Source organism: Amycolatopsis sp. NPDC059657 (assembly GCF_042734395.1).
GTDB lineage: Bacteria > Actinomycetota > Actinomycetes > Mycobacteriales > Pseudonocardiaceae > Amycolatopsis.
In genome coordinates this window covers 1-22,541 of record NZ_JBHWEB010000100.1, presented here as the reverse complement: position 1 = coordinate 22,541, position 22,541 = coordinate 1, and the positions used below count along the sequence as shown (strand labels likewise).

The window sequence follows — 22,541 nt, the reverse complement described above, 5'->3', positions numbered from 1 at the left end:
TGGTACGTATGGGTTGTGGTGACGCGGATACGGCCGGGGCGCCAGTAGCGTCGCGGCCGTGTCGGTCGAACTCCTTGATTCCATGCGGCAGCAAGGCGACCCGCTCGCGGACGCGGCGGTCGCGGAGGCATTCGAGACGGGGGCGGTACGCCGGGTCAACGACCTGATCGCCGGGTTCCGCCGCAACGGCGACGAGATCCCAGCCGATCTGCCACCGTCGCTGCGTCGGTATTTCGCGGAAAGCGCGAAGCTGCCGGACTGGGCCGACCGCGCCACGATCCAGCGTGGCCGCGAACTGTGGGGCCGGTACGGGCCGCACATGGGCACGATCCTGCACGCGTATTCGCTGCCGGTCTGCTACGGCTGGGCGAAGGCAGCGCAGGTGCTCCACCGCACCACCCGAATCGAGTCGAATCCGACGCGGCGGGTACTGGAGACCGCGCAGTTCCTGCAGGACGTCATGGTCGACGGCGGTCTGCTCAGCCCGGACGGCTACGGGCTGAGGTCGGCGCAGAAGATCAGGCTGCTGCACGCGACCATCCGGTATTTCCTGAGCACCAGCGGGGATTGGGACACCGCGTCGCTCGGACTGGCCGCCAACCAGGAGGACTTGGTGGCCACCATGGGCACGTTCTCCGTCTGCATCCCGCGCGGGCTGGTGAAACTCGGCGTCGACCTGCCCGCGCGTGACCGCGAGGACTGTTTCCACGTGTGGTCGGTCGTCGGGCACCTGATCGGCGTCGACCCGGCGCTGATGCCGCACTCGTTCGAGGAGGGCGGCGCGCTCATGGACACCGTCTGGCGACGCCAGACGGCGGAGTCCGCCGCGGGCAAGGGACTGACGGCCGCGCTGATCGAGAGCATGCGCGGAATGCTCGGGCCCGCGTTGCGCGGCGCGCCACCGAGCCTGATCCGGCATCTCTGCGGCGACGAACTCGCCGACCTGCTCGGTGTGCCGCCCGCGGACTGGACAGCGCTGGCCGTACAGCTCTCCTCGGGTACGAGCCTCGTCTACGGCAAGGTCGGGGACCGCAGCAGGCTGGCCGCAGCACTGTCCAGCAAGGCGGGCGAACTCCTGATGGCGGGTGCCCTGCGTGCCTCGAACCGTGGCAACCGCTACGACTGGACGGTCCCCGAATCCGAGTCCGCCCACCACCAGGGTTGAAAACCCCCAATGTGGCTTTCGTCAGCTCAGAGCTGACGAAAGCCACATTGGCGTGCTGAAACCTGACGAATGCCGCATTGGGATTTTTTTCAGCTGGGTTCGGCTGCGGGGGTCGTCCGGGCGGAAACCTTGCGCTGCAAGGCTTTGGCGATCGGTTCGACCACGCGGGCGGCCGTGGGGCCGAGTATCGCCATGAGGAGGACGTAGGCCGTGGCGAGCGCGGCGAGTTCGTCGGTGACCGCGCCGGTGGCGACGGCCAGGCCCGCGATGACGATCGAGAATTCGCCTCGGGCGACCAGTGCGGCGCCCGCTCGGGCGCGGCCCAGTTTGCCGATGCCCTGGCGTCTGGCCGCCCACCAGCCGGTGCCGACCTTGGTGAGCGTGGTCGTCACCGCGAGGATGACGGCCCAGCCGAGCACGGGCGGGATCGAGGCCGGGTTGGTGTTCAGGCCGAAGACCACGAAGAACACGGCCGCGAAGAGGTCGCGTAGTGGTTCGAGCATATGGGTCGCGTTCTCGGCGGTGGAGCCGGAGATCGCGATGCCGAGCAGGAAGGCGCCGACCGCGGCCGAGACCTGCATCGCCGAGGCCAGTCCCGCGACGAGCAATGCGGCGCCGAGGACCTTGAGCAGGAAGACCTCGCGGTCCGGGCTGTCAACGAGCGCCGAGACGTAGCGGCCGAACTTCAGCGCGATCACGAGCACGACGGTGATCACCATCAGCGAGATGCCGACGGCTTCGAGGCCGCCGAGGAAGCTGACGCCGCCGAGCACCGCAGTCAAGATCGGCAGATAGAGCGCCATCACCAGGTCTTCGAAGACCAGGATCGACAGTACGACGGGGGTTTCGCGGTTACCGAGGCGGCCGAGGTCGCCCAGCACTTTCGCGATGATCCCGGAGGAAGAGATGTAGGTGACGCCTGCCATCACGAGCGCGCCGATCGGGCCCCAGCCCAGTATCAGCGCGACGGCCGCGCCCGGCGCCGCGTTCAGCACGATGTCGACGAGACCGGCCATCCACGAGCGGCGCAGCCCGGTGAACAGTTCCGCCGCCGAGTATTCGAGTCCGAGCAGGAGCAGCAGGAGCACGACGCCGATCTCGCTGGCGAGGTGTGTGAAACCGCCGATGTCGGTCAGCGGGATCAGCCCGCCTTGGCCGAAGCACAGGCCGCCGATCAGGTAAAGCGGGATGGGGGACATCCCGATCTTCCCGGCGAGGCGCCCGAGCGCGCCCAGCACGAAGAAGACCGCCCCGAGTTCGATCAAGGACAGTGCGGTGTGATCCATCCCGCTCAGCCCGACTTGAGGATCTTGGCGGCGGCTTCGAGACCTTCGGAGGTGCCGACGACCACGAGCAGGTCCCCGCCGGTGAAGGTGAAGTCCGGCGTGGGGGAGGGATGCACCTGCCCGGCGCGCATCACCGCGACCACCGAGACGCTGGTGCGGGTGCGCAGCGCGGTGTCGCCGAGCGTGCGACCGTCGAACGGCGAGTTCGCCTTGATCGGCAGCTGCTTGGTGTTGATGCCGGGCAGATCGCGGTGCTCCTCGTTGAGCTGCGCGACGAGCTGCGGAGCGCCGAGCAGGTTCGCGAGCGCGCCCGCCTCCTCGGCGGTGAGGGGAATCGAGGCCATGCAGGCATCGGGATCGTCTGCTTTGGACACGATGAGGTCGGTCTGGCCGTCACGCTTGCTGACGACGCCGATCCTCCTTCCGTTGCGCGTCGCGAAGTCTTTACGCACACCGATCCCGGGCAGGGGAGTCACCTCGACGTTCACTTCACCACCGTAACCCATTGTCCGATTCGGGTGGATCAGCCGACGAGCAGCAAGATCCCGGTCACCGCGGTCAACGCCGCGGTGGCGCCGTGGATTCCGAACGCGGTGGCCTTCTTCCCGTTGTGCCGCAACACGACCAGCATGTCCCCAAACGGGATGGTCGCGATCGCGACCAGTAGCCAGCCGAGCGCGTTGCTGTCGCCGTAGATCATGAGCGCCGCGACGATTACGCCGGCGCCGAAGTCGCGCACGCCTTTGACGTGGAAGTAGCTGTCCCCATGTACCGGCAGCTCGCGGAACCCGAAGCCGGGCGCGATGGCGGCGGGCTTCCAAAGGTACATGACGCCGACGTAGGCGATGAAGGCGGCGAGGAGGCCTGCGAGGACGTAACCGGTGATCAGCATGTCGGGTTCTCCTGAAAGCTAGCAGTGCTAGGAACGCTGCCAACGCTAGACTAGCGTTGCTAGATTGTCTAGCGTCGCTAGGAAATCTAGCTGCGCTAGGTTTCCGGCCGGTGGACGGCCGGTGACCGGATCTGGCAGGGTGTGATCGGGGGCACGGACGTGGCATTCGCTCGCTGGGGAGTCTTGGGCGATCGCCGCGTGGCAACTGGGGAGATATGACGGCACGGGTGGCCGGGCTCGTACGCGGCCGGGAAACGGCTGTACCACGCGCGTTGCTGGTACAGACCTTCACGTATGCCATCGGCACCGGGATGTTCATGGCGGGCGGCGCCGTCTTCTTCACCAAGTACGTCGGCTTGTCCGCGGTACAGGTGAGCCTCGGCTTTTCGCTGGCATGGACCGCGAGCCTGCTCGCCAAGATCCCGCTGGGCATGCTCGCCGACCGGGTGGGCGGACGGCGGGCCTGGCAGGCCGCGGTCATGGTGCAGGCCGTCATGTTCCTGACCTATCCGTTCGTCGACGGCTTCGTGGCGTTCGCGGTCGTCGTGACGGTCGAGACGCTGGCCACCAGCCTCGGCGGCAGCGGTCGCGGGAAGTACATCGGCGACCTGTTCGGCGCGGCCGAGCGGGCCCGCACCGGGGCAGTGCTCCGATCGGCGCTGAACACCGGTTTCGCGGCGGGCGCGGGCGCGGCCGGACTGGCGTTGGCTGTGGACGCGAAATGGGCTTATCTGGCGCTGCCATTGGTGAACGCGGCGACGTTCCTCGTGGACGCGGTGCTCATCACCTGGGCGCTGCCGCGAGTCGCTCCGGCGGGTCACGCGACCAGGCCCGCGCTGCTGCGCTCACCGGCGTTGCGGGACCGTCGCTTTCTCGCGCTCGCCTTGCTGACCGGGATCTTCTACGCCAACGGGCCGCTGCTGGAGATCGTGCTACCACTGTGGATCACGCACGGGACGGACGCGCCGCAGGCCGTCGTGGCCGGGGTGCTGATGCTGAACATGGTGCTGACCGCGGTGTTCCAGCTGCCCGCGAGCAAAGGCAGCGAGGATCTGCCCGGCGCGGTGCGGATCCAGCGCCGCGCGGGTGTCGTACTCGCCGCCGCCTGCGCGGTGTTCGCCGTGGCCACCGCGACGACCGGCTGGCTCACGGTGGCCGTGGTGATCGCCGGGATCTGTGTGCACACCGCAGGCGAGCTCTTCGTGTCGGCCGCGACCTGGAGTATCGGCTACCGGCTGGCTCCCGCCTGCCAGCGCGCCACCTACCTGGCGGTGTACGGACTGGGCGGGCAGCTGGCGTGGGCGATCGTCCCCGGCGTGGCCACGTTCCTCTTGACCGCCAACGGAATGCTCGGTTGGGCGGTGCTCGGCGTGGTGTTCCTCGGCGGCGGGATCGCGTCGGCAGGCATGACCTACCGGGCGGCCGCGACCGCCGAGGCAAGGGAGAAGACACCATGTCCCACGTAGTCGTGCTCGACTATCCCGGGCCGGAACACGAGCGGCGGATCAAGAGCCTGGGGCTGGGCCATCATGTGCTCGACGAGATCCGCCCGAGGGAAGTCGCGCTAGGACGGCACGTCCGGCAGCTCGTCGAACGCGCGGGCGGTGGCCGCCTCGTGATCGCGCACTGCGCGGCCGCGGCGATCGGCCGTGAGTTCGCCAGGCTGACCGGCGCGGCCCGGTTCATCGTGGTCAACCCGGAAACGCCAGAGTGGCGGGAAGTGCTCGAACTGGCCAGGACGATCATGGAGGATCCGGCGCTGCCGGAGGTCACGGCCGCCAGGCTGGCCGACTTCGAGCCGGTGCTGGTGAAGCGGTATCAGGAGGACCTCGGCGGCGATCTCGTACTGGCCGAGGAACTGGCGTCGGCGCAACTGGACTGGGTCCATCACCTGGCGGCGGCCGCTGATCCGGAAGCGGGGGAGGTCCTTCCGTCCGAGGTGCACCTCACCTCGATCGACCACGAATGCCCCGCTGACTGTCCCGCCGAGCATGTGCGCGCCGCTGTCACCGCCGAGGAGATGTTCGGCAGTGAGCAGGTCCGCGCGTTCTTCGCCGAAGAGGTCCGCGATGCTGGATGAACTGCGCGACCTCACCGCGACGACGGCCGCTCCAGCGGAGGGGGCTTCGCCGTACGAGCGACCACTGCTGCCCCGTCCGATCGTCCACAGTGGAGCGGAGCTGCGCCGGTTCGGCGATGATCTGTCCGGGCTGCTGGACATACTCGTGAGCCTGCCCGGCCGGTGTTTCGGCGGCAGCGTCGAGTCCTTTTTGGCCGCTCAGGGCAGGCCGTCCCGTGCGGCGGGAGTGATCTGCCGGGGCAGCACCGGCGAGTTCGAGCGGTACGGGCGGGCGGACTCGGTCCTGTCCGGCGGCCGGTTCCGGGTGATCGAGTTCAACCTCGGCAGTGATGTCGGCGGGGTGGACATCGCCAGGGTCAACCGCGCTTTCCTGCGACGGCCGGATGTCCGCGAGTTCGCCGAGCGGCACGCCTTGGCCTACCAGGACCCGGCCGAGGCGCTGGCGGCCCGGCTACGCCGCGCCTGCGGAAATCCCGATCCGGTCGTCGGCATCGTCGAGGAGAACGGCGCCAACGGCACGTGCGGACAGATCGCCCGCGCGCTGGAGCGTCATGGCCTGCGCGTCGAGCTGGCCGAGCTGGGCGACGTCCACACCGTCGACGGCAGGATCGCGCTGCGTGACTCCGCGGTGGTGGACGTGGTGGTGCGGTACTTCTTCGTCGACCACGTCCTGCGGGATCGGGCCGGGCAGCGTGCGATGGACCAGCTCGTCCGCGCGCACCAAGCGGGGAAGACCGTCCTGTTCACCGGGTTCGACTCGGATGTCTATGGAAGCAAGGCCGCGTTGGCGTTGCTGCATCTCGACGCGGTGCGGGCCACCTTGTCGGCGGCCGAGCGCGATCTCGTGCACCGGCTCGTGCCGTGGACGGCCCTCGTCGGCTCCGGTTTCGGGATCGTCGGGCCCGCCGAGCGACGCGAGCTGATCGACCTGTGCCTGGCCAGGCGTACGGAACTCGTGCTCAAGCCCGCCTTCGGCAACAACAGCGTCGGGGTCCGGTTCGGGGCACGGATGACCGAGCACGAGTGGGCGGAGCTGCTGCGAGCGCCCGTTTCCGCGGACTGTGTGGTCCAGGAGCACGTCAGCTCCGACGGCGGGCAGCTGACGGGCCACGTCGCCAACTGGGGCGTGTTCGTCGGCGACGAGGGCTACGCGGGAGTGTGCCTGCGCGCGCTGGCCGCCGCGGATCGCGGAGTCGTCGGCGGCTCGGACGGCACGCTGATCGGGGGTGTGTTCACCGATGGATGACCTGCACGGGGAGATCGCCCGCACCGCGCTGCGGTCGCCGGACGCGATCGCCGTGGCGGACGCTTTCGGCGAGTACACCTACCGCGAGCTGGACGAGCGGGCGAACCGGCTGGCCTGGCACCTGCGCGCGCTCGGCGCGACCGGGCCGGTCGCGGTGTTCCTGCGCCGGTCGCGGGAACTTCCCGTGGCCTTGCTGGCCGTCCTGCGGACCTCGGCGGCCTATGTCCCGCTCGATCCGAGCCTGCCCGCCGAGCGCATCGCGCTCATCCTCGAAGACTCGGGCGCGCGGCTCGTGCTCACCGACAGCTCGTTGCTCGGCCGTCTTCCGCAGGCCGACGACCGCCGGATCGTCTACCTGGACAGGGATCGCGAGCAGATCGCCGCGTGCCCGGCCGTCCCGCAGCCGGAGCAGCCGTCCCCCGACGACCTGGCCTACCTGATGTACACGTCCGGATCGACCGGGAGGCCGAAGGGCGTCGCCGTACCGCATCGCGGTGTCGCCGCATTGTTCCGCGACATGGGCAAGCTGCTGGGACTCGGCGCGGATTCGGTGTGGGCGGCCGGCTCGTCCAGCGCGTTCGACATCTCGGTCGTCGAGCTGTTCCTCCCGCTGTGGCACGGCGGGCGCGTCGAGGTGCTGGCCGAGGACGTCGTGTCCGACGGCGCCCAGCTCGGCTCCGAGCTGGACCAGCTGGGGGTGACGCACTTCCAGGCCACTCCGAGCGGCTGGCGGCTCCTGCTCGCAGGCGGGTGGACCGCCACCACGGGACTCACCGGGATCGCGGGCGGCGAGGTGCTGCCCGACGATCTCGCCGACGACCTCGTACTCGCCGGTGTCCGTCCTTTGTGGAACGCCTACGGGCCGACCGAGGCGAGTGTCTGGGCGACCATGCAGCAGGTGACCGACCGGCGGCCGGTCCCGCTGGGGCAGGCCGTCGGTGGCGCGCGGCTGTGGCTGCTCGGGGTGGACGACGACGGGATCGGTGAGATCCACATCGGCGGCACCGCGCTGGCACGCGGATACCACGGTCAACCAGGGCTGACCGCCGAGCGCTTCGGCCCGGATCCGTCCGGTGCGGGACGGCTGTACCGCACAGGCGACCGGGCGCGGCGGCACGCCGACGGCAGCCTGGAGTTCGTCGGCCGGGTCGACGACCAGGTCAAGATCCGGGGCTACCGGGTGGAACTCGGCGAGATCGAGTCCGTGCTGCGGAGCCATCCCGCCGTCTGCGACGCCGCGGTCGTGCTGGACGACACGATGCTCGCCGCGTACGTCGTTCCGGCGCACGGCACGGTCGGCGTCGGCGAACTCCGTGATTTCCTGCGTGAGCGACTGCCGCCGTACATGGTCGTCGACCGGTATGCGTTCCTCGCCGCGATGCCGCTCAACACCAGCGGCAAGCTGGATCGCCGGGCGCTGCCGTCCGTGGTCGCGGACACTCCGGGTGAGCTGACGGGCTCGCCCGCCGAGCGGCACATCATGCGTATCGCCCAGGAAGTGCTGCACGCGGGTGGGATCGGCCTGACGGACGATCTGCGTGAGCACGGCATGCATTCGGTGCTCGCGATGCGGCTGGCGTCCCGCATCAACCGCGAGTGCGGCACGGAACTGACGATTCGCCAGGTGTACCAGCGGCCGACGGTCGCCGGGCTCGCGGAGGTGGCGAGCCCATGCGAGTAGCGGTCATCGGCGGCGGCGCGGGCCTCGTCAGCCTGCTGGACAGCTTGCTGGCGCGTGCCGGGGAACTCCCGGCCGGGCTCGAGCTCGACGTGTTCGAGCCGGGCGACCTCGCGCGGGGCGGCGCTTTCGGCCCGGATCTCGACAGCGCGTTGATCAACCTGCCGAACAGCGCGATGTCGATCAGGGACCACCAGCGTGGCCACTTCGCCGACTGGCTGCGCCTGCGGGGCGATTCGGGCGACCACGACCTGTCTTTCGCGCCCCGCCGGGTCTTCGGTGACTACCTCGCCGACCAGCTCGCCCGATGCCGTGCCGAGGCCGAGGCATGGGGCTGGCGGGTCACCGTGCGCCGTGAGGTCGTCGTCGCGGTGTCGGACGTGCCAGGCGGGATGCTGGTGCGCGGCGACGAAGCCCGCCGCTACGACCAGGTCGTGTTGTGCGTCGGGCCGGGCAGTGCCGCCGACCCGTACGCGCTCGCGGGCGAGCCAGGCTTCCACCGGCCGTATCCCTTGGCTTCGGTGCTGCCGCGGGTCGCGAGCCGTGCTCGGGTGCTGATCGTCGGAACCGGGTTGACCGCCGTGGACACCGTGCTCGGGCTGCTCGAGCTCGGGCACGAAGGGCCGATCACCATGGCCTCCCGGCGTGGGGTGCTGCCAGGGGTGCTGTCGGCCGCGCCGCACCGGCGGCTGCGTTTTCTCACCCCGGAACGCGTGGCCGCCGGGGTGACCGCCGAGGACATCTGGGAGCTGCTGCACGCCGAACTGGCCGCGGCCGGAGTCGACGGCGGAACGGAAACCGCGTGGCTGCGGCAGGGCGCGTCCGCTGCCGGGTACCTGCGTCACCAGCTCGCCCATGGCAACGCCGTCCAGTCGATCTTCATGAGCGTGCCGACGCCGCTCGCCCGCGAGATCCGCCGGACCATGCCCGGCACGCCCCGGCTGGTCGCCCGGTACCGGCCGCAGCTCAAGAGCCTGCAGTGCCCGATGCCGTCGGCCACCGCGCGGAAGCTGCTCGCCGCGATGGACGCGGGCCGGTTGTCCGTCCACTCGGGACTCGACGCGGTCCGGCACGAGTCCGGCGTGTTCCGTACCGGGGCCGGGCTGAGCGCGGACGTCGTGGTGGACGCGACCCGGACCAGCCCACGCCGGACGACCGGTCTCTCGCGGGAACTGCTGGCCGGGCTGACCGCGTCGGGGAACGCCACCTGGGACGCCTACGACGCGTTGCGAGTGGATCCCGTGACCTGCCGGATCCTGCTGCCGTCGGGAGCGGCGCACCCGAGGCTGTCCGCCATGGGCGAGCTGACCGCGGGTGACATCTACTACGCGGCCAGCCTGCCCGCCGTCAACCGGGCCGCGGACGCCGTGGCGGCCAGCCTGGCCGAGGTGAAGGCATGAAGGTCGCGTTCTCGGAAGTCGCCCCCGACTACACCAACTACGTTTTCCCTTACCACGTATGGGGATTCCTCGAAGAGGGCGAGGAGGTCGGCTCAGCGTACGCGCAAGGATTCCTGCCCGCGGCGTACGACCTCTCGCGGTTCTATCTCACCCGCAGCGTCCGTGTCGACCTGCACCAATTCGAGGAGACCGGACGGACCCGGTACGTACGGCGCAGGTGTGCCTCGATCGGACACGCGCTGGTGCCGCGTGCCGCGTTCGAGGTGTCGCCCGAGTGGCGTGAGCTGGCCGAGAAGTATTACGCCACACAGGAGATCTCGGTGGAGTATCGGCGGTCCCGGTTCTTCGAGATGCTCGATTCCCCGTGGTGCACCCACGTCATGGCCTACACCGAGGACGACCGTCCGGCCGGGCTGGTCCCGTTGTTCGTTCGCGATCGGATCGTGCAGTATGGGATCCCGGTGTACGACCCCTCGCTGCGGTCGATCAGCATCGGCTACCACATGATGGCCGCCGCGCTGGGCAGCCTGCGCTCGGCCGGATTCGGCCACGTCTACCTCGGTTCGTGCTACACGGCGGGCGATCTCTACAAGACGCGGTTCACCGGGTTCCAGTTCTTCAACGGCTATCAGTGGTCGGCGAGCCGGGACGAACTGCATTTCTTCGTCGACCGGCGGCCCGAGGTGACCGGGCAGCACTTCCTGGGATCGGCGCCGTACCTGGATGCCCACTGCGACGGCGAGCCAGGGCGGCTCGCCGGGCGCGCGGACGTGACGCGGCTCCTTCCTTACACAGAGCGGAAAGAACGATGACCAAGGACGTCTTGCTCAGCGCGTGGGCCGAGGAGCTGGGCGCCGAGCCCGCGCCGGACGACAACTTCTTCGAAGCGGGTGGCGACTCGCTGAAGGCCGCGAAGCTGGTGGCGAAGGCACGGCGGGCGGGCCTCACGCTCTCGCTCGCGGATTTCCTGGCCGCGCCGTCGGTCAACGGCCTGCTCGCCCGGCTCGGTGAGCCGTTGCTACCGGCGAAAACGCTGACCAGCGTGCAGGCGGCGGTACTCGAGGCCGTGCGCGAGTCACTGGCGGAACCCGGCCTGACGATGCGCACCGACCTGCGCACCTGCGGGCCATGGGAGGAGTTTTCGGAACGCCTGCGCGGCGTGCTCCGTGAGCGGTTCGCGTTCGACGTGCCCGCCGATGTGGTCGCGCGGGCGACGACCGTGTCCGCGCTGTGCGTGCTGCTGCGGGGGAGCGCGAACTCGGATTCGGGACGGTGCCTGGTGCGGTTGCGCGAGGGGACCGACGGGGCCGCGTTCTACTTCGTGCATCCGCTGGCAGGCAGCGTCGCGCGGTTTTCGCCCATCTCGCAACGACTTCCCGCGCGGCACCGGGTTTACGGGCTGCAGGCGATCGGGCTGACACCCGGCGCGGAGCCGGACACGGGCATCGAACAGATGGCCAGGCGGTATGTGGCCGAGGTGGTCGAGAACGGTGACATCGACCGCACGGTGTTCGCGGGATATTCGTTCGGCGCGACCGTGGCGCTCGAAGTCGTCCGGATCCTGCGTGCGGAGTACCCAGGGCGGCACCGGGTCGCCTTCATCGACGGGGAACCCTGTGGCGGGTTCACGGATCCGAGGTGGGCGGCCTTCTACACGCTGTCGCGCAACGCTCTCGGCATCGGCGAACCGGGCAAGGACCTGCTCGACCTGCCGTTGGGCGAGGCTTTGGCGGTACTGCGGGAGCGGGCGGTCGCGGCCGGGATCCTGCCTGCCGGCTTCCCCGCCGACCGGATCGAACGGATCTTCGCGACCGCGTGCGCGACGCAGACCGCGCACAACGGATTCCAGCCGCGTTTCTTCGACGGCGATGTCCAGCTATTCGCGTCCACCGAGGACGGTCAGGCCGGTATCGACGCCTGGCGGAAGTCGATCGCGGACGTGCGGGTGACCTGGATCGAGGCCAACCACGTCTCGATCATGGAGGACTGCTCGGCCGAGGCGATCGCCGCCGGGCTGAGCGCACTGGCGTAAGAACGGAGACCCATGCTCTTGCCTCAGCGACTGACTCGCGCGCACAGCGTCACCGTGCGCGCGCCTGGCAAAGTCAACCTCCAGCTGTCGATCGGCCCGCTCCGTGCCGACGGGTACCACCATCTGGCGACGGTTTTCCAAGCCGTTTCCCTGTTCGACGACCTCACGGTGACGCGTTCGGACCGGCTGCGGGTGCGCACGTCCGGTGAGAACGCCTCCGAGGTGCCGGACGGCCAGGACAATCTGGCCGGGCGGGCGGCGGCGCTGCTCGCGGCCAGTATCGGTGTCGAACCGTTGGTGGACATCCGCATCCGCAAACGGATACCGGTCGGGGGCGGGATGGCGGGCGGCAGCGCGGACGCCGCCGGCGCGCTGGTCGCCTGCGCGGCGTTGTGGCAGGCCGAACTCGGCGACGCCGAGCTGCTCGCACTTGCCGCGCAGCTCGGCAGCGATGTCTCGTTCTCGCTGCTGGGCGGCATGGCGATCGGTGAGCGACGAGGTGAGGCGTTGACGCCCTTGCCTGTCCGCTTCACCCAGCACTGGGTCTTCGCGCTCGCCGGCACGCTCTTGTCCACGCCCCGCGTCTTCGCCGAACTCGACCGGATGCGCGGCGACGCGGCGGCGGAGCCGGTCCGGTCCGAGTCGCTCCTGCGCGCGCTCGACGGCGGCGACCCGGTCACGATCGGCCGGGCGCTGGCCAACGAGGCGCAACCCGCCGCGCTGGCGCTCGCCCCGGAGATGGGCGCGACGCTGGCAGCGGGGCAGGCGGCGGGAGCACTCGGCTCGATCGTCTCCGGAACGGGCGCGACCTGCGCGTTCCTGGCCCGTGACGAGGCACATGCCCACGTGCTGGCGGCCGCGCTGGAAGCGTCCGGCACCTGCCGGGCCGCGCGCCACGCGTACGGGCCGGTGCCGGGACCGGCGGTCATCGCCGTCGAGTGAACGGTTCATCGAAAGACTGGGGTGGTCATGAACAATGCGGTGGGTGTGGTGATCTTGGCCGCCGGCCAGGGAATGCGCCTGGGGCACGGCCCCAAGGCCCTCGTGCCGCTGGCCGGGCGGCCGATGCTCGCCTGGGCACTCGACGCGGTGGCCGCGAACTCGTCGGTCACCGATGTCGTCGTGGTGGCGCCCGCGGAGTCGCTGGACGCGGTACGGGCCATCGCGGCCCCGTACGGGGCGGTCGTGGTGGCAGGCGGATCGACCCGGCCGGAAAGCGCCGCGCTCGGCCTGGCCGCGCTGCCCGACCGGGTCAGTCACGTCGCGGTCGGCGAGGCCGCGCGCCCGCTGCTGCCCGCGGGGGAGATCGACCGGCTGCTGGACCGGCTGCTCGCCGCCGGCCCGGGGGTGACCGGGATCCTGCCAGGCAGCAGGGTCTTCGACACCACACACGAGATAGCGGCCGATGGCAGCATCGTGGGCACGGCGAATCGCGAAATCCTCCGCGGGGCCCAGACCCCGCAGTTGTTCTGCCGCCCCTGCCTGCGGCGCGCGTACCGCAGGGCGGGCACCGCACTGGACGGGTTCACCGACGACGCGGCGGTCGTGCGGCACGACGGCGGGATCGTCGCCGTGATTGACGGCGACCCGGACAACTTCAAGATCACGACCGAGCGGGATCTGCGGCTCGCCGAGCTGCTCGTCGGGGCCAAAGCGCGCTAGCGTCGCTATATTTTCTAGCGGTGCTAGAATCAAGGTCATGGCCACCTCGACACGCAAGGAGCGCGACCGAGCCGACCGCGGGCTCGCGATCATCGCGGCCGCTAGGGAGCTCGCGGAGGCGGAGGGCTGGGACGCCGTCACCACCCGGCGCCTCTCCGCGAAGATCGAGTACAGCCAGCCTGTGCTCTACAGCCATTTCGCGGGCAAGGACGCGATCATGGCCGCCGCCGCCGTCGAAGGCTGCGCCGAGCTGGCGGCGGACCTGCGCAAAGCCCGTAAGGAGGGTGACAACGCGCACCAGGCGATGGCCGCGCTCGCCCGCGCGTACGTCGCCTTCGCCGACGACAAGCCCGCGCTCTACGAAGCGATTTTCACCCTGCCCACCGAGCTGAAGTTCGGCGGGCCGGACGCGCCGCAGGCGCTCAAGGACGCGTTCGCCGAACTGCTCGCGATCGTCGGGCCGGTCGCGGGGGACCGGGATGTCGAAACGCTGACCGAGACGTTCTGGGCCGCTCTGCACGGCATTGTCACGCTCAACCGCAACGGGCGGCATCGGCCGCAGCATCGTGAGGCACGTCTCGCACTGCTGGTCGACCAGTTCGCCCAGGGCACGGCCGACTGAACCGACCGGTACCCCACCAGGCAGAATGGGTACCGGAAATCGGCAGGCCAGTACATAAGCGAGCTAGGAGAGTATCGGTGGCGGGAGCCCTACGTGGTGTGGTCGCGCTGGACGGCCCGTCAGGGACCGGGAAGACCACGGTCGCGCGCAAGCTCGCGGCGAAGCTGAGCGCCGGCTACCTCGACACCGGTGCGATGTACCGGGTCATCACGCTCGCCGTGCTGCGCGCGGGTGTCGACCCCGCGGACGCCGAGAAGGTCGCCGACGTCGCCAGGGCGACCGTGCTCAACATAGGCACCAGCCCGGAGCGGCCCAGTGTCGCGCTCGGGACTGAAGACGTCGCCGCCGAAATCCGGGGCGCGGATGTCACGCTGGCCGTTTCGCCGGTCTCGGCCGTGCCCGCCGTGCGGGAGCTGCTGGTGGCCGAGCAGCGCCGGATCATCGCGGAAGTCGTTGACACGCAAGGCGGAATCGTCGTCGAGGGGCGGGACATCGGCACCGTCGTCACGCCGGACTCGCCGCTCAAGGTCTTTCTCACCGCTTCGTCGGACGTGCGTGCCAAGCGGCGCAGCGCGCAGGACTCCGCCGCGGGCCGGGAGTCCACTGTGGACGATGCGAAGGCGAGTGTCGAGCGACGGGACAAGCTGGACTCGACGCGCGCGGCTTCGCCGCTGCGCAAGGCTGAGGACGCCGTGCCGGTCGACACCTCCGAGCTGAACATCGACCAGGTGATCGTGGCGCTGGCCGAGCTGGCCAGCCAGCGCGGCCTGCTCAGCGAATGCCCGGTCGAGGTCACCCGGTGACCGCGAAGGGGCTTCCCGAGGGTGCCGTCGGCTGGATGCACGAGATGGGCCGTCTCATCGGCCGCTACTGCTTCAAGCCCGCTTTCCGGATCAAGGTGCACGGCCGCGACCGCGTGCCAGCCACCGGACCGGTGGTCGTGATCGGCAACCACAGCTCGATGGTCGAGCCCGGCCTGCTGTTCGGAATGCTTCCGCGCCGTAGCGCGTTCCTGGTCAAGGACGAGCTGTTCCGCGGCTTCGTGGGCTGGTACTTCCCGAAGCTCGGGCAGATTCCGGTCAAGCGCGGCGCGATCGACCGCAAGCCCCTGCTCACCGCGGCCGGGGTACTCAAAGACGGCGGGGTCGTCGGGATCTTTCCCGAGGGCACTCGAGGTGCCGGCGACGCCGAGAGCTTCGAGCGTGGCGCGGCATGGCTCGTGCGGGCGGGTGGTGCCACCGTGGTGCCGGTCGCGACGCGCGGGACGCTCAAACCGGCCGACGGCAAACGCCGCTGGCGGCCGCGAGTCGACATCATGGTCGGCGAACCGTTCACCCCGGAAATAGGGCGGGGCAAGACCGGGCTGGAAGAGGGCACCGAGCAGATGCGCGTGGCACTCGCCGACCTGGTCGCGGTTTTGGACAAATGGCGCTTGGAACACGGTTTCCAAGACACGCGAAAGTAGAAGTAATGGAAGAGTTCGAAGGCGCCGGGGAAGTAGACGGCGCTTGGTCAGACGAGTCCGAGTTCGCGTCGCTCGACGCGGCGATCGAGGCTGGCGAAGCGGCTGAAGAGGCCCAGCTTTCGCAGCCGGTGCTCGCCGTCGTCGGCAGGCCGAACGTGGGCAAGTCGACACTGGTCAACCGCATCCTCGGCCGCCGCGAAGCGGTCGTGCAGGACGTTCCCGGCGTGACCCGTGACCGGATCGCGTACGACGCGTTCTGGGGCGGCCGCCGCTTCACGCTGGTCGACACCGGCGGCTGGGAGCCCGGCGCCTCCGGGCTGCAGGCCTCCATCACCGCGCAGGCGGAGATGGCGATGTCCACCGCCGACGCCGTGCTGCTGGTCGTCGACGCCTCGGTCGGCGCGACCACCACCGACGAGGCCGTCGCGCGCGTGCTGCGCCGCTCGAAGACCCCGGTGCTGCTGGCCGCCAACAAGGTCGACGACGAGCGCCTGCTCGCCGACACCGCCTCGCTGTGGTCGCTCGGCCTCGGCGAGCCGTACCCGGTCAGCGCGCTGCACGGCCGCAACTCCGGCGACCTGCTCGACGCGATCATCAAGTCACTGCCCGAGGCGCCCCGCGACGGCGACCGTGCCACCGCGGGCCCGCGCCGCGTCGCGCTGGTCGGCAAGCCGAACGTCGGCAAGTCGAGCCTGCTGAACAAGCTCACCGGCGAGCAGCGCTCGGTGGTGGACTCGGTCGCCGGGACCACGGTCGACCCGGTCGACTCGCTGGTCGAGCTCGACGGCGACACCTGGCGTTTCGTCGACACCGCCGGCCTGCGCAAGCGGGTCAACTCCGCCAACGGCGCCGAGTACTACGCCTCGCTGCGCACCAAGACCGCGATCGACGCGGCCGAGGTGGCGATCGTGCTGCTGGACTCCAGCGAGCCGCTGTCCGAGCAGGACCTGCGGGTGCTGACCATGGTCGTCGAGGCCGGGCGCGCCTGCGTGCTGGCGTTCAACAAGTGGGACCTGGTCGACGAGGACCGCCGCCACCAGATGGTGCGTGAACTCGAGCGCGGCCTGGTCCGCGTGCCGTGGGCCGACAAGGTCAACATCTCGGCGCTGACCGGGCGTTCGGTGCGCAAGCTCGCCCCGGCGCTGCGGACCGCGCTCGCCTCATGGGACCAGCGCGTGCCCACCGGCCTGCTCAACGCCTGGCTGTCCGATCTCATCGCGGCCACCCCGCCGCCGGTGCGTGGTGGCAAGCAGCCGAAGGTGCTGTTCGCGACCCAGGCGGGCATCCGCCCGCCGACGCTGGTGCTGTTCACCACGGGCTTCCTCGAGGCCGGTTACCGCCGGTTCATCGAGCGCAAATTCCGTGAGCGGTTCGGTTTCGAGGGCACGCCGGTCCGGATCAATGTCCGCGTCCGCGAAAAGAAGCCGCGCACAGCCTCCAAGCCGTCGAAGGCTGCCAAGGGGTCTTCGAAGGGTTCTTCGAAGAAGTAGCGGTCTGTGATGGCCACATTCTGGGAGCCTTCTCCCGGAGTGTGGCCATTTCCGCGTGTCAGGGCCTTGACCTGGTGATTCCCGACACTCGAACGTGACCATCGGGAGATCTGACGTTCACCTTTGGTAAAGTCGCAGGTCTGCTAGCGGGCGCCTCATTCGGAGTGCAAGCCCGAATACGCTCGTCTGGAAGGTGAGTGATGGGCTTGAACGCCCACGGTTCCGCCCTGCCCGAGGTGTCCCCCCGATGACACTGACGGCCGAAAGTTCTTTGTACACCTGCAATGCCGAGCTGACCGTCGCGCCGTCCCCGGCGCCGGTCGCCGATCGCGCGCTCTTCTGGTCCGGTCTCGGAGCCAGCGAGCGCACCCTGCTCGGCATCCTCGCCGAAACGACCGCGAAGCACCCCAACGCGGGCGCCATCGACGACGGCACCACCGTACTGACCTACCGCAAGCTCAGCGAGGAGATCGACGCCTACGCCCGCCTCCTGCGTGAGGCCGGTGTCGGCGTCGGCGACCGCGTCGGCATCCGGATCTCGTCCGGCACCGCCGAGCTGTACATCGCCATCCTGGCCACCCTGACCGTCGGCGCCGCCTACGTCCCGGTCGACGCCGACGACCCCGAAGAGCGCGCCGAGCTGGTGTTCGGCGAGGCCGAGGTCGCCGCGGTCGCCACCGATGGCCGCACCATCACCGTCCACGGAACCCCTGGTGGCCGCGCAGGCACGCCCGGCCCGTCCGACGACGCCTGGATCATCTTCACCTCCGGTTCGACCGGCAAGCCCAAGGGCGTCGCGGTCACGCACGCCTCGGCAGCCGCCTTCGTCGACGCCGAAGCCCAGCTCTTCCTGACCGAGGAGCCCATCGGCCCCGGTGACCGCGTGCTCGCAGGCCTGTCCGTCGCGTTCGACGCCTCGTGCGAAGAGATGTGGCTCGCCTGGCGCTACGGCGGCTGCCTGGTGCCCGCGCCGCGCTCGCTGGTGCGCACCGGCGTCGACCTCGGCCCGTGGCTGGTCGCGCAGCAGATCACCGTCGTCTCGACCGTGCCGACACTGGCCGCGCTGTGGCCAGCCGACGCGCTGGAGGACGTCCGCCTGCTCATCTTCGGCGGCGAAGCCTGCCCGCCGGAGCTGGCCGAACGGCTCGCCGTCGAAGGCCGCGAGGTCTGGAACACCTACGGCCCCACCGAGGCCACCGTCGTCGCCTGCGCCGCCCAGATGACCGGCGAAGGCCCCGTCCGCATCGGCCTCCCGCTCGCGGGCTGGCAGCTGGCGGTCGTCAACGAAGCCGGCGAACTCGCCGGCATGGGCGAGACCGGTGAGCTGGTCATCGGCGGTGTCGGCCTCGCGCGCTACCTCGACCCCGAGAAGGACGCCGAGAAGTTCGCGCCGCTGCCGTCGCTCGGCTGGCAGCGTGCCTACCGCAGTGGCGACATGGTCCGCGCCGAAGACGAGGGCCTGCTGTTCCTCGGCCGCCTCGACGAGCAGGTCAAGCTCGGTGGCCGCCGCATCGAACTCGGCGAGGTCGACTCCGCGCTGCAGTCGCTGCCCGGTGTCCAGGGCGCGGCCGCCGCGATCCGCAAGACCAAGGCGGGCAACCAGGTTCTCGTCGGCTACGTCGTCCCGGCTGAGGGCGTCGAGTTCGACCAGGACGACGCCGCGACGCGCCTGCGTGACCAGTTGCCCGCCGCACTGGTGCCGCTGATCGCGCTCGTCGACGACCTGCCGACCCGCACCTCGGGCAAGGTCGACCGCAACGCGCTGCCGTGGCCGCTGTCCACTGTGGACGCCGCGTCGTCCGGGCTGTCCGCCACCGAGGCCTGGCTGGCCGAAGGCTGGACGGAAATCCTTGGCGTGGCTGTGAAAAGCCCCAAGGCCGACTTCTTCTCCAACGGCGGCGGCAGCCTCACGGCCGCGCAGCTGATCGCCCGGATCCGGACCCGCCACCCGCAGGTCTCGGTCAACGACATCTACCAGAACCCGAAGCTCGGCGCGCTCGCGTCGATGCTGGACGCGTTGGTGGGCCAGGAAACGCAGCGCCGCGAGATCGCGCCGACCCCGCGTCGCGCCGGTGTCGTCCAGAGCGCGCTCATGGTCCCGCTGATGGGTCTCGTCGGCCTGCGCTGGGTGACCATCGCCGCGGCGCTGTCGAACATCCTGTCGCTGCTCGGTTTCGGCTGGGCTCCCACGCTGAACTGGGCGTGGATCGGGCTCGCCTGGGTGCTGCTGTTCAGCCCGGCCGGTCGCATCGCGATCTCGGCCGGTGGCGCGCGCGTGCTGCTGAGCGGAGTCCGCCCCGGCAGCTACCCGCGTGGCGGCAGCGTGCACCTGCGCTTGTGGACGGCCGAGAAGCTGGCCGAGTTCAGCGGCGCCGACTCGATCGCGGGCGCGTCCTGGATGACCACCTACGCCAGGGCACTGGGTGCGCGGATCGGCAAGGACGTCGACCTGCACTCGCCGCCGCCGGTCACCGGTTTCCTGAAGCTGGGCCGCGGCGCGGCCATCGAGCCCGAGGTCGATCTGACCGGGCACTGGGTCGACGGCGACGTCGTCCACATCGGCAAGCTCCGGATCGGCGCCGACGCTCGCATCGGCGCGCGCAGCACGCTGTTCCCCGGTGCGCGGATCGGCAAGGGCGCGGAGATCATGGCCGGGTCGACCGTGCGCGGCGCGGTGCCCGCCGGTCAGCGCTGGGCGGGTTCGCCCGCCGCACGAGCCAACAAGGAAGGCCTGAAGTGGCCGTCCTCGCGGCCGCCGCGTTCCCGCTTCTGGGCTTCGGTCTACGGCGCGACCTCGCTCGTGCTCGGCTTCCTGCCCGCGCTCGCCGCGCTGCCCGCGGTCGCGATCCTCGGCAACGCGATCGTCGGCGCGTCCTCGCTGACGGCCGCGCTCGGCCAGGCGCTGGCGTTCGTGCCGGTCGCGACGATCGCGTACTTCGTCACGTACGCGCTGCTTGTCCTGATCGGTGTCCGTGCGCTGAGCATCGGCATGGTCGAGGGCTATCACCCCGTCCACGGCCGCGTCGCGTGGCAGGTCTGGGCGACCGAGCGGCTGATGGGGATGGCCCGCGAAGGCCTGTTCCCGTTGTACGCCAGCCTGTTCACCCCGGTGTGGCTGCGCTTGCTCGGCGCGAAGGTCGGCCGTAACGTCGAGGCGTCGACCGTGCTCGCGGTGCCGAAGATGACCCAGGTGGACAGTGGCGCGTTCCTCGCGGACGACACCATGGTCGCCACCTACGAACTCGGCCACGGCTGGCTGCACGTCGCACCGGCGCGCATCGGCAAGCAGGCGTTCCTCGGCAACTCGGGCATGGCCGCTCCCGGCCGCTCGGTGCCGAAGCGCGGGCTCGTCGGCGTGCTGTCGTCAGCGCCGCTCAAGGCCAAGAAGGGTTCTTCGTACCTCGGCATGCCGCCGCTGCCGGTGCGCCGGTCGGTCGGTGACGCCGACACGAGCCGGACGTTCACACCCGCGCTGCACCTCAAGGCGATGCGCGCGCTGGTCGAGCTGTGCCGGATCATCCCGGTCATGTGCGGCGTCGCGCTGACCGTGCTGGTGACCGGCGCGGTGCTTGCGCTGGGTTCCGCGTACGGATTCGGCGTCGCCGCGCTGCTCGCGGGGCCGTTGATGCTGGCCGCCGGTGTGGTCGCCGCGCTGACCGCCACGCTGATGAAGTGGATCCTCGTCGGCAAGTTCCGCGCGATCGAGCACCCGTTGTGGAGTTCGTTCGTGTGGCGCAACGAGCTGGCCGACACCTTCGTCGAGGCGCTCGCGGTGCCGTGGCTGATCGGGTCGGTCGGCGGCACGCCGATCCTGACCACCTGGCTGCGGACGATGGGTGTTCGCGTCGGGCGTGGCGTCTGGCTGGAGACGTACTGGCTGCCCGAGTCGGACCTGGTGAGCCTGGGTGACGGCGCGACCATCAACCGCGGCTGCGTCGTCCAGACACATCTCTTTCACGATCGGATCATGAGTATGTCTCCGGTCGCTCTCGATGAGGGCGCCACGCTGGGCCCGCACGGTATCGTGCTGCCAGGGGCGAGCATCGGCGCCCGCACCACCGTCGGCCCGGGGTCACTGGTGACCCGAGGCGACGCGGTGCCCGCCGACTCGCGCTGGCTGGGCAACCCGATTTCGGCATGGAAGGCGGATCGTCGCGGGTGATCTTCAAGGCTGCCGCTCCCGCTCCAGGTGCGGACACCTCCGGCGATTCCTATTTGCCCCGCCACGGTAACGGCGGCTATCGCGTCCAGCATTACGACCTCGAGCTGGACTACCGGATCGGACCGAACCGGTTGTCAGGCAAGGCGTCCGTGGTGTGCGTCGCCACCCAGGCGCTGTCGCGGCTCTCGCTCGACTTCGGCGAGTTCCGGATCAACCGGGTGCTCGTCGGAGGCAAGCCCGCGCGGTTCACCCGGAACCAGCACAAGCTGAACGTCAAACCGCAGAAGTCGCTGCCGGTCGGCGCCGAGTTCACCGTCGAGGTGCACTACGTCGGCAATCCCAAGCCCATCGCGGGCATCTGGGGCGACATCGGCTGGGACGAGCTCACCGACGGGTCGCTCGTCGCGAGCCAGCCGATCGGCGCGCCTTCGTGGTTCCCGTGCAACGACCACCCGGCAGACAAGGCGACGTACCGCGTCGCGCTGACCACGGCGTCGCCGTACGCGGTGTTCGTGACCGGGAACCTGAAGTCTCAGTACACCCGCGCCAGCACGACGACCTGGGTGTTCGAGCGGAACGAGCCGACACCGACGTACCTGATGAGCGTCCAGATCGGCCGGTACGACGAGTTCGAGTTCCCGCCTGCGCGGGTGCTCCAGCGGGCCGGTGTGCCGCACCGGCTGCACCGGAACTTCGCGCGTGACTTCGGGCGGCAGGGCCAGATCATGGAGTCGCTGGAGGCCATGTTCGGCCCGTACCCGTTCGACGAGTACGTCATCGTGGTGACCGACGACGATCTGGACGACCCGATCGAAGCACAGGGCATGTCGATCTTCGGCGCGAACCACGTCGACGGCAGGCGCACGCACGAGCGGCTGGTGGTGCACGAACTGGCGCACCAGTGGTTCGGCAACTCGCTGACGGTCGCCGACTGGCGTCACATCTGGCTCAACGAAGGCTTCGCGACGTACGCGGAGTGGCTGTGGTCGGAGGAGTCCGGCGGGCCGTCCGCGCAGGCGCTGGCACGGTCCTGGTACACGCGGATGAAGGCGAAGCCCGCCGATCTGAAGATCGCGGACCCTGGCGTCGAGCGGATGTTCGACGAGCGCGTGTACAAGCGCGGGGCGTTGACGCTGCACGCTCTGCGGCACTCGCTGGGGGATGAAGCGTTCTTCGCGCTTGTCAAGGCCTGGGCTTCGGAGTATCGGCACGGGACCGTGACCACGCGGGAGTTCGTCGCCATGGCCGAGCTTTACGCGGGGCGTTCTTTGCGCGACTTCTTCCGGGACTGGCTGGAAAGCTTTGTCATGCCAGCACTTCCTGGGTCGTGAGTGGTACGGCCGGTTCTAACCGGCCGTACC

19 protein-coding genes are annotated in these 22,541 nt (G+C 70.0%); 16 read left to right on the top strand and 3 right to left on the bottom strand.

Translation table 11 applies throughout. The annotated features are described in order from the left end of the window. The first annotated feature begins 58 nt into the window (after positions 1-58). Entirely contained in the window at positions 59-1,165 is a 1,107-nt protein-coding gene (locus tag ACFV15_RS36595) for an oxygenase MpaB family protein (protein ID WP_378356489.1), read from the top strand. An 89-nt stretch (positions 1,166-1,254) separates the two neighbouring features. Here ACFV15_RS36595 and ACFV15_RS36590 read toward each other — a convergent pair whose 3' ends face one another. Genes ACFV15_RS36590 through ACFV15_RS36580 form a run of 3 tightly spaced genes read right to left on the bottom strand, consistent with a single transcriptional unit; the run spans position 1,255 to position 3,343 of the window. Then, positions 1,255-2,451 carry a cation:proton antiporter gene (locus tag ACFV15_RS36590; RefSeq protein ID WP_378356487.1) on the bottom strand — a complete coding sequence of 399 codons (1,197 nt, stop codon included), beginning with the start codon at positions 2,449-2,451 and terminating at the stop codon, positions 1,255-1,257. 5 nt (positions 2,452-2,456) lie between these two features. Beyond that, on the bottom strand, positions 2,457-2,939 hold the full coding sequence (locus ACFV15_RS36585) for a cation:proton antiporter regulatory subunit (protein WP_378356485.1): 483 nt from the start codon (positions 2,937-2,939) through the stop codon (positions 2,457-2,459). 35 nt (positions 2,940-2,974) lie between these two features. Next, positions 2,975-3,343 carry a DUF4267 domain-containing protein gene (locus ACFV15_RS36580; protein WP_378356483.1) on the bottom strand — a complete coding sequence of 123 codons (369 nt, stop codon included), beginning with the start codon at positions 3,341-3,343 and terminating at the stop codon, positions 2,975-2,977. A 215-nt stretch (positions 3,344-3,558) separates the two neighbouring features. On the opposite strand from ACFV15_RS36580, the gene ACFV15_RS36575 reads away from it, so the two are divergent. The 15 genes from ACFV15_RS36575 (at position 3,559) to ACFV15_RS36505 (ending at position 22,511) form a co-directional block, all read left to right on the top strand. Further along, entirely contained in the window at positions 3,559-4,809 is a 1,251-nt protein-coding gene (locus tag ACFV15_RS36575; RefSeq protein ID WP_378356482.1) for an MFS transporter, read from the top strand. Beyond that, on the top strand, positions 4,797-5,423 hold the full coding sequence (locus tag ACFV15_RS36570) for a hypothetical protein (RefSeq protein ID WP_378356480.1): 627 nt from the start codon (positions 4,797-4,799) through the stop codon (positions 5,421-5,423). The genes ACFV15_RS36575 and ACFV15_RS36570 overlap by 13 nt, the downstream gene beginning before the upstream one ends. Continuing rightward, entirely contained in the window at positions 5,413-6,669 is a 1,257-nt protein-coding gene (locus tag ACFV15_RS36565) for a hypothetical protein (RefSeq protein ID WP_378356479.1), read from the top strand. The genes ACFV15_RS36570 and ACFV15_RS36565 overlap by 11 nt, the downstream gene beginning before the upstream one ends. After that, the gene (locus tag ACFV15_RS36560; protein ID WP_378356477.1) at positions 6,662-8,350 is read left to right on the top strand and encodes a non-ribosomal peptide synthetase; all 1,689 of its coding nucleotides are present in this window, start codon (positions 6,662-6,664) and stop codon (positions 8,348-8,350) included. Before ACFV15_RS36565 ends, ACFV15_RS36560 begins: the two co-directional genes overlap by 8 nt. Further along, the gene (locus ACFV15_RS36555; RefSeq protein ID WP_378356475.1) at positions 8,341-9,747 is read left to right on the top strand and encodes an FAD/NAD(P)-binding protein; all 1,407 of its coding nucleotides are present in this window, start codon (positions 8,341-8,343) and stop codon (positions 9,745-9,747) included. The genes ACFV15_RS36560 and ACFV15_RS36555 overlap by 10 nt, the downstream gene beginning before the upstream one ends. Next, positions 9,744-10,559 carry a hypothetical protein gene (locus tag ACFV15_RS36550; RefSeq protein WP_378356474.1) on the top strand — a complete coding sequence of 272 codons (816 nt, stop codon included), beginning with the start codon at positions 9,744-9,746 and terminating at the stop codon, positions 10,557-10,559. The genes ACFV15_RS36555 and ACFV15_RS36550 overlap by 4 nt, the downstream gene beginning before the upstream one ends. Continuing rightward, complete coding sequence (locus tag ACFV15_RS36545) at positions 10,556-11,779, top strand: alpha/beta fold hydrolase (RefSeq protein ID WP_378356472.1); 1,224 nt, start codon at positions 10,556-10,558, stop codon at positions 11,777-11,779. Before ACFV15_RS36550 ends, ACFV15_RS36545 begins: the two co-directional genes overlap by 4 nt. Before the next feature lie 18 nt (positions 11,780-11,797). Further along, complete coding sequence (locus tag ACFV15_RS36540; RefSeq protein WP_378356471.1) at positions 11,798-12,721, top strand: 4-(cytidine 5'-diphospho)-2-C-methyl-D-erythritol kinase; 924 nt, start codon at positions 11,798-11,800, stop codon at positions 12,719-12,721. A 27-nt stretch (positions 12,722-12,748) separates the two neighbouring features. Further along, positions 12,749-13,441: a 2-C-methyl-D-erythritol 4-phosphate cytidylyltransferase gene (locus tag ACFV15_RS36535; RefSeq protein ID WP_378356469.1), complete on the top strand. Its 693-nt coding sequence runs from the start codon at positions 12,749-12,751 to the stop codon at positions 13,439-13,441. A gap of 37 nt (positions 13,442-13,478) precedes the next feature. Continuing rightward, positions 13,479-14,063 (top strand): TetR/AcrR family transcriptional regulator, encoded by a 585-nt coding sequence (locus ACFV15_RS36530; RefSeq protein WP_378356467.1) that lies wholly within the window; start codon positions 13,479-13,481, stop codon positions 14,061-14,063. 98 nt (positions 14,064-14,161) lie between these two features. After that, on the top strand, positions 14,162-14,866 hold the full coding sequence (gene cmk, locus ACFV15_RS36525) for a (d)CMP kinase (protein WP_378356516.1): 705 nt from the start codon (positions 14,162-14,164) through the stop codon (positions 14,864-14,866). After that, on the top strand, positions 14,863-15,528 hold the full coding sequence (locus ACFV15_RS36520; RefSeq protein ID WP_378356465.1) for a lysophospholipid acyltransferase family protein: 666 nt from the start codon (positions 14,863-14,865) through the stop codon (positions 15,526-15,528). Before cmk ends, ACFV15_RS36520 begins: the two co-directional genes overlap by 4 nt. 5 nt (positions 15,529-15,533) lie before the next feature. Continuing rightward, complete coding sequence (der, locus tag ACFV15_RS36515) at positions 15,534-17,018, top strand: ribosome biogenesis GTPase Der (RefSeq protein WP_378356463.1); 1,485 nt, start codon at positions 15,534-15,536, stop codon at positions 17,016-17,018. A 247-nt stretch (positions 17,019-17,265) separates the two neighbouring features. Continuing rightward, the gene (locus ACFV15_RS36510) at positions 17,266-21,180 is read left to right on the top strand and encodes a Pls/PosA family non-ribosomal peptide synthetase (RefSeq protein WP_378356462.1); all 3,915 of its coding nucleotides are present in this window, start codon (positions 17,266-17,268) and stop codon (positions 21,178-21,180) included. Further along, positions 21,177-22,511, top strand: coding sequence for a M1 family metallopeptidase (locus tag ACFV15_RS36505; RefSeq protein WP_378356514.1), 1,335 nt, complete (start codon positions 21,177-21,179; stop codon positions 22,509-22,511). Before ACFV15_RS36510 ends, ACFV15_RS36505 begins: the two co-directional genes overlap by 4 nt. Positions 22,512-22,541: the final 30 nt, after the last annotated feature.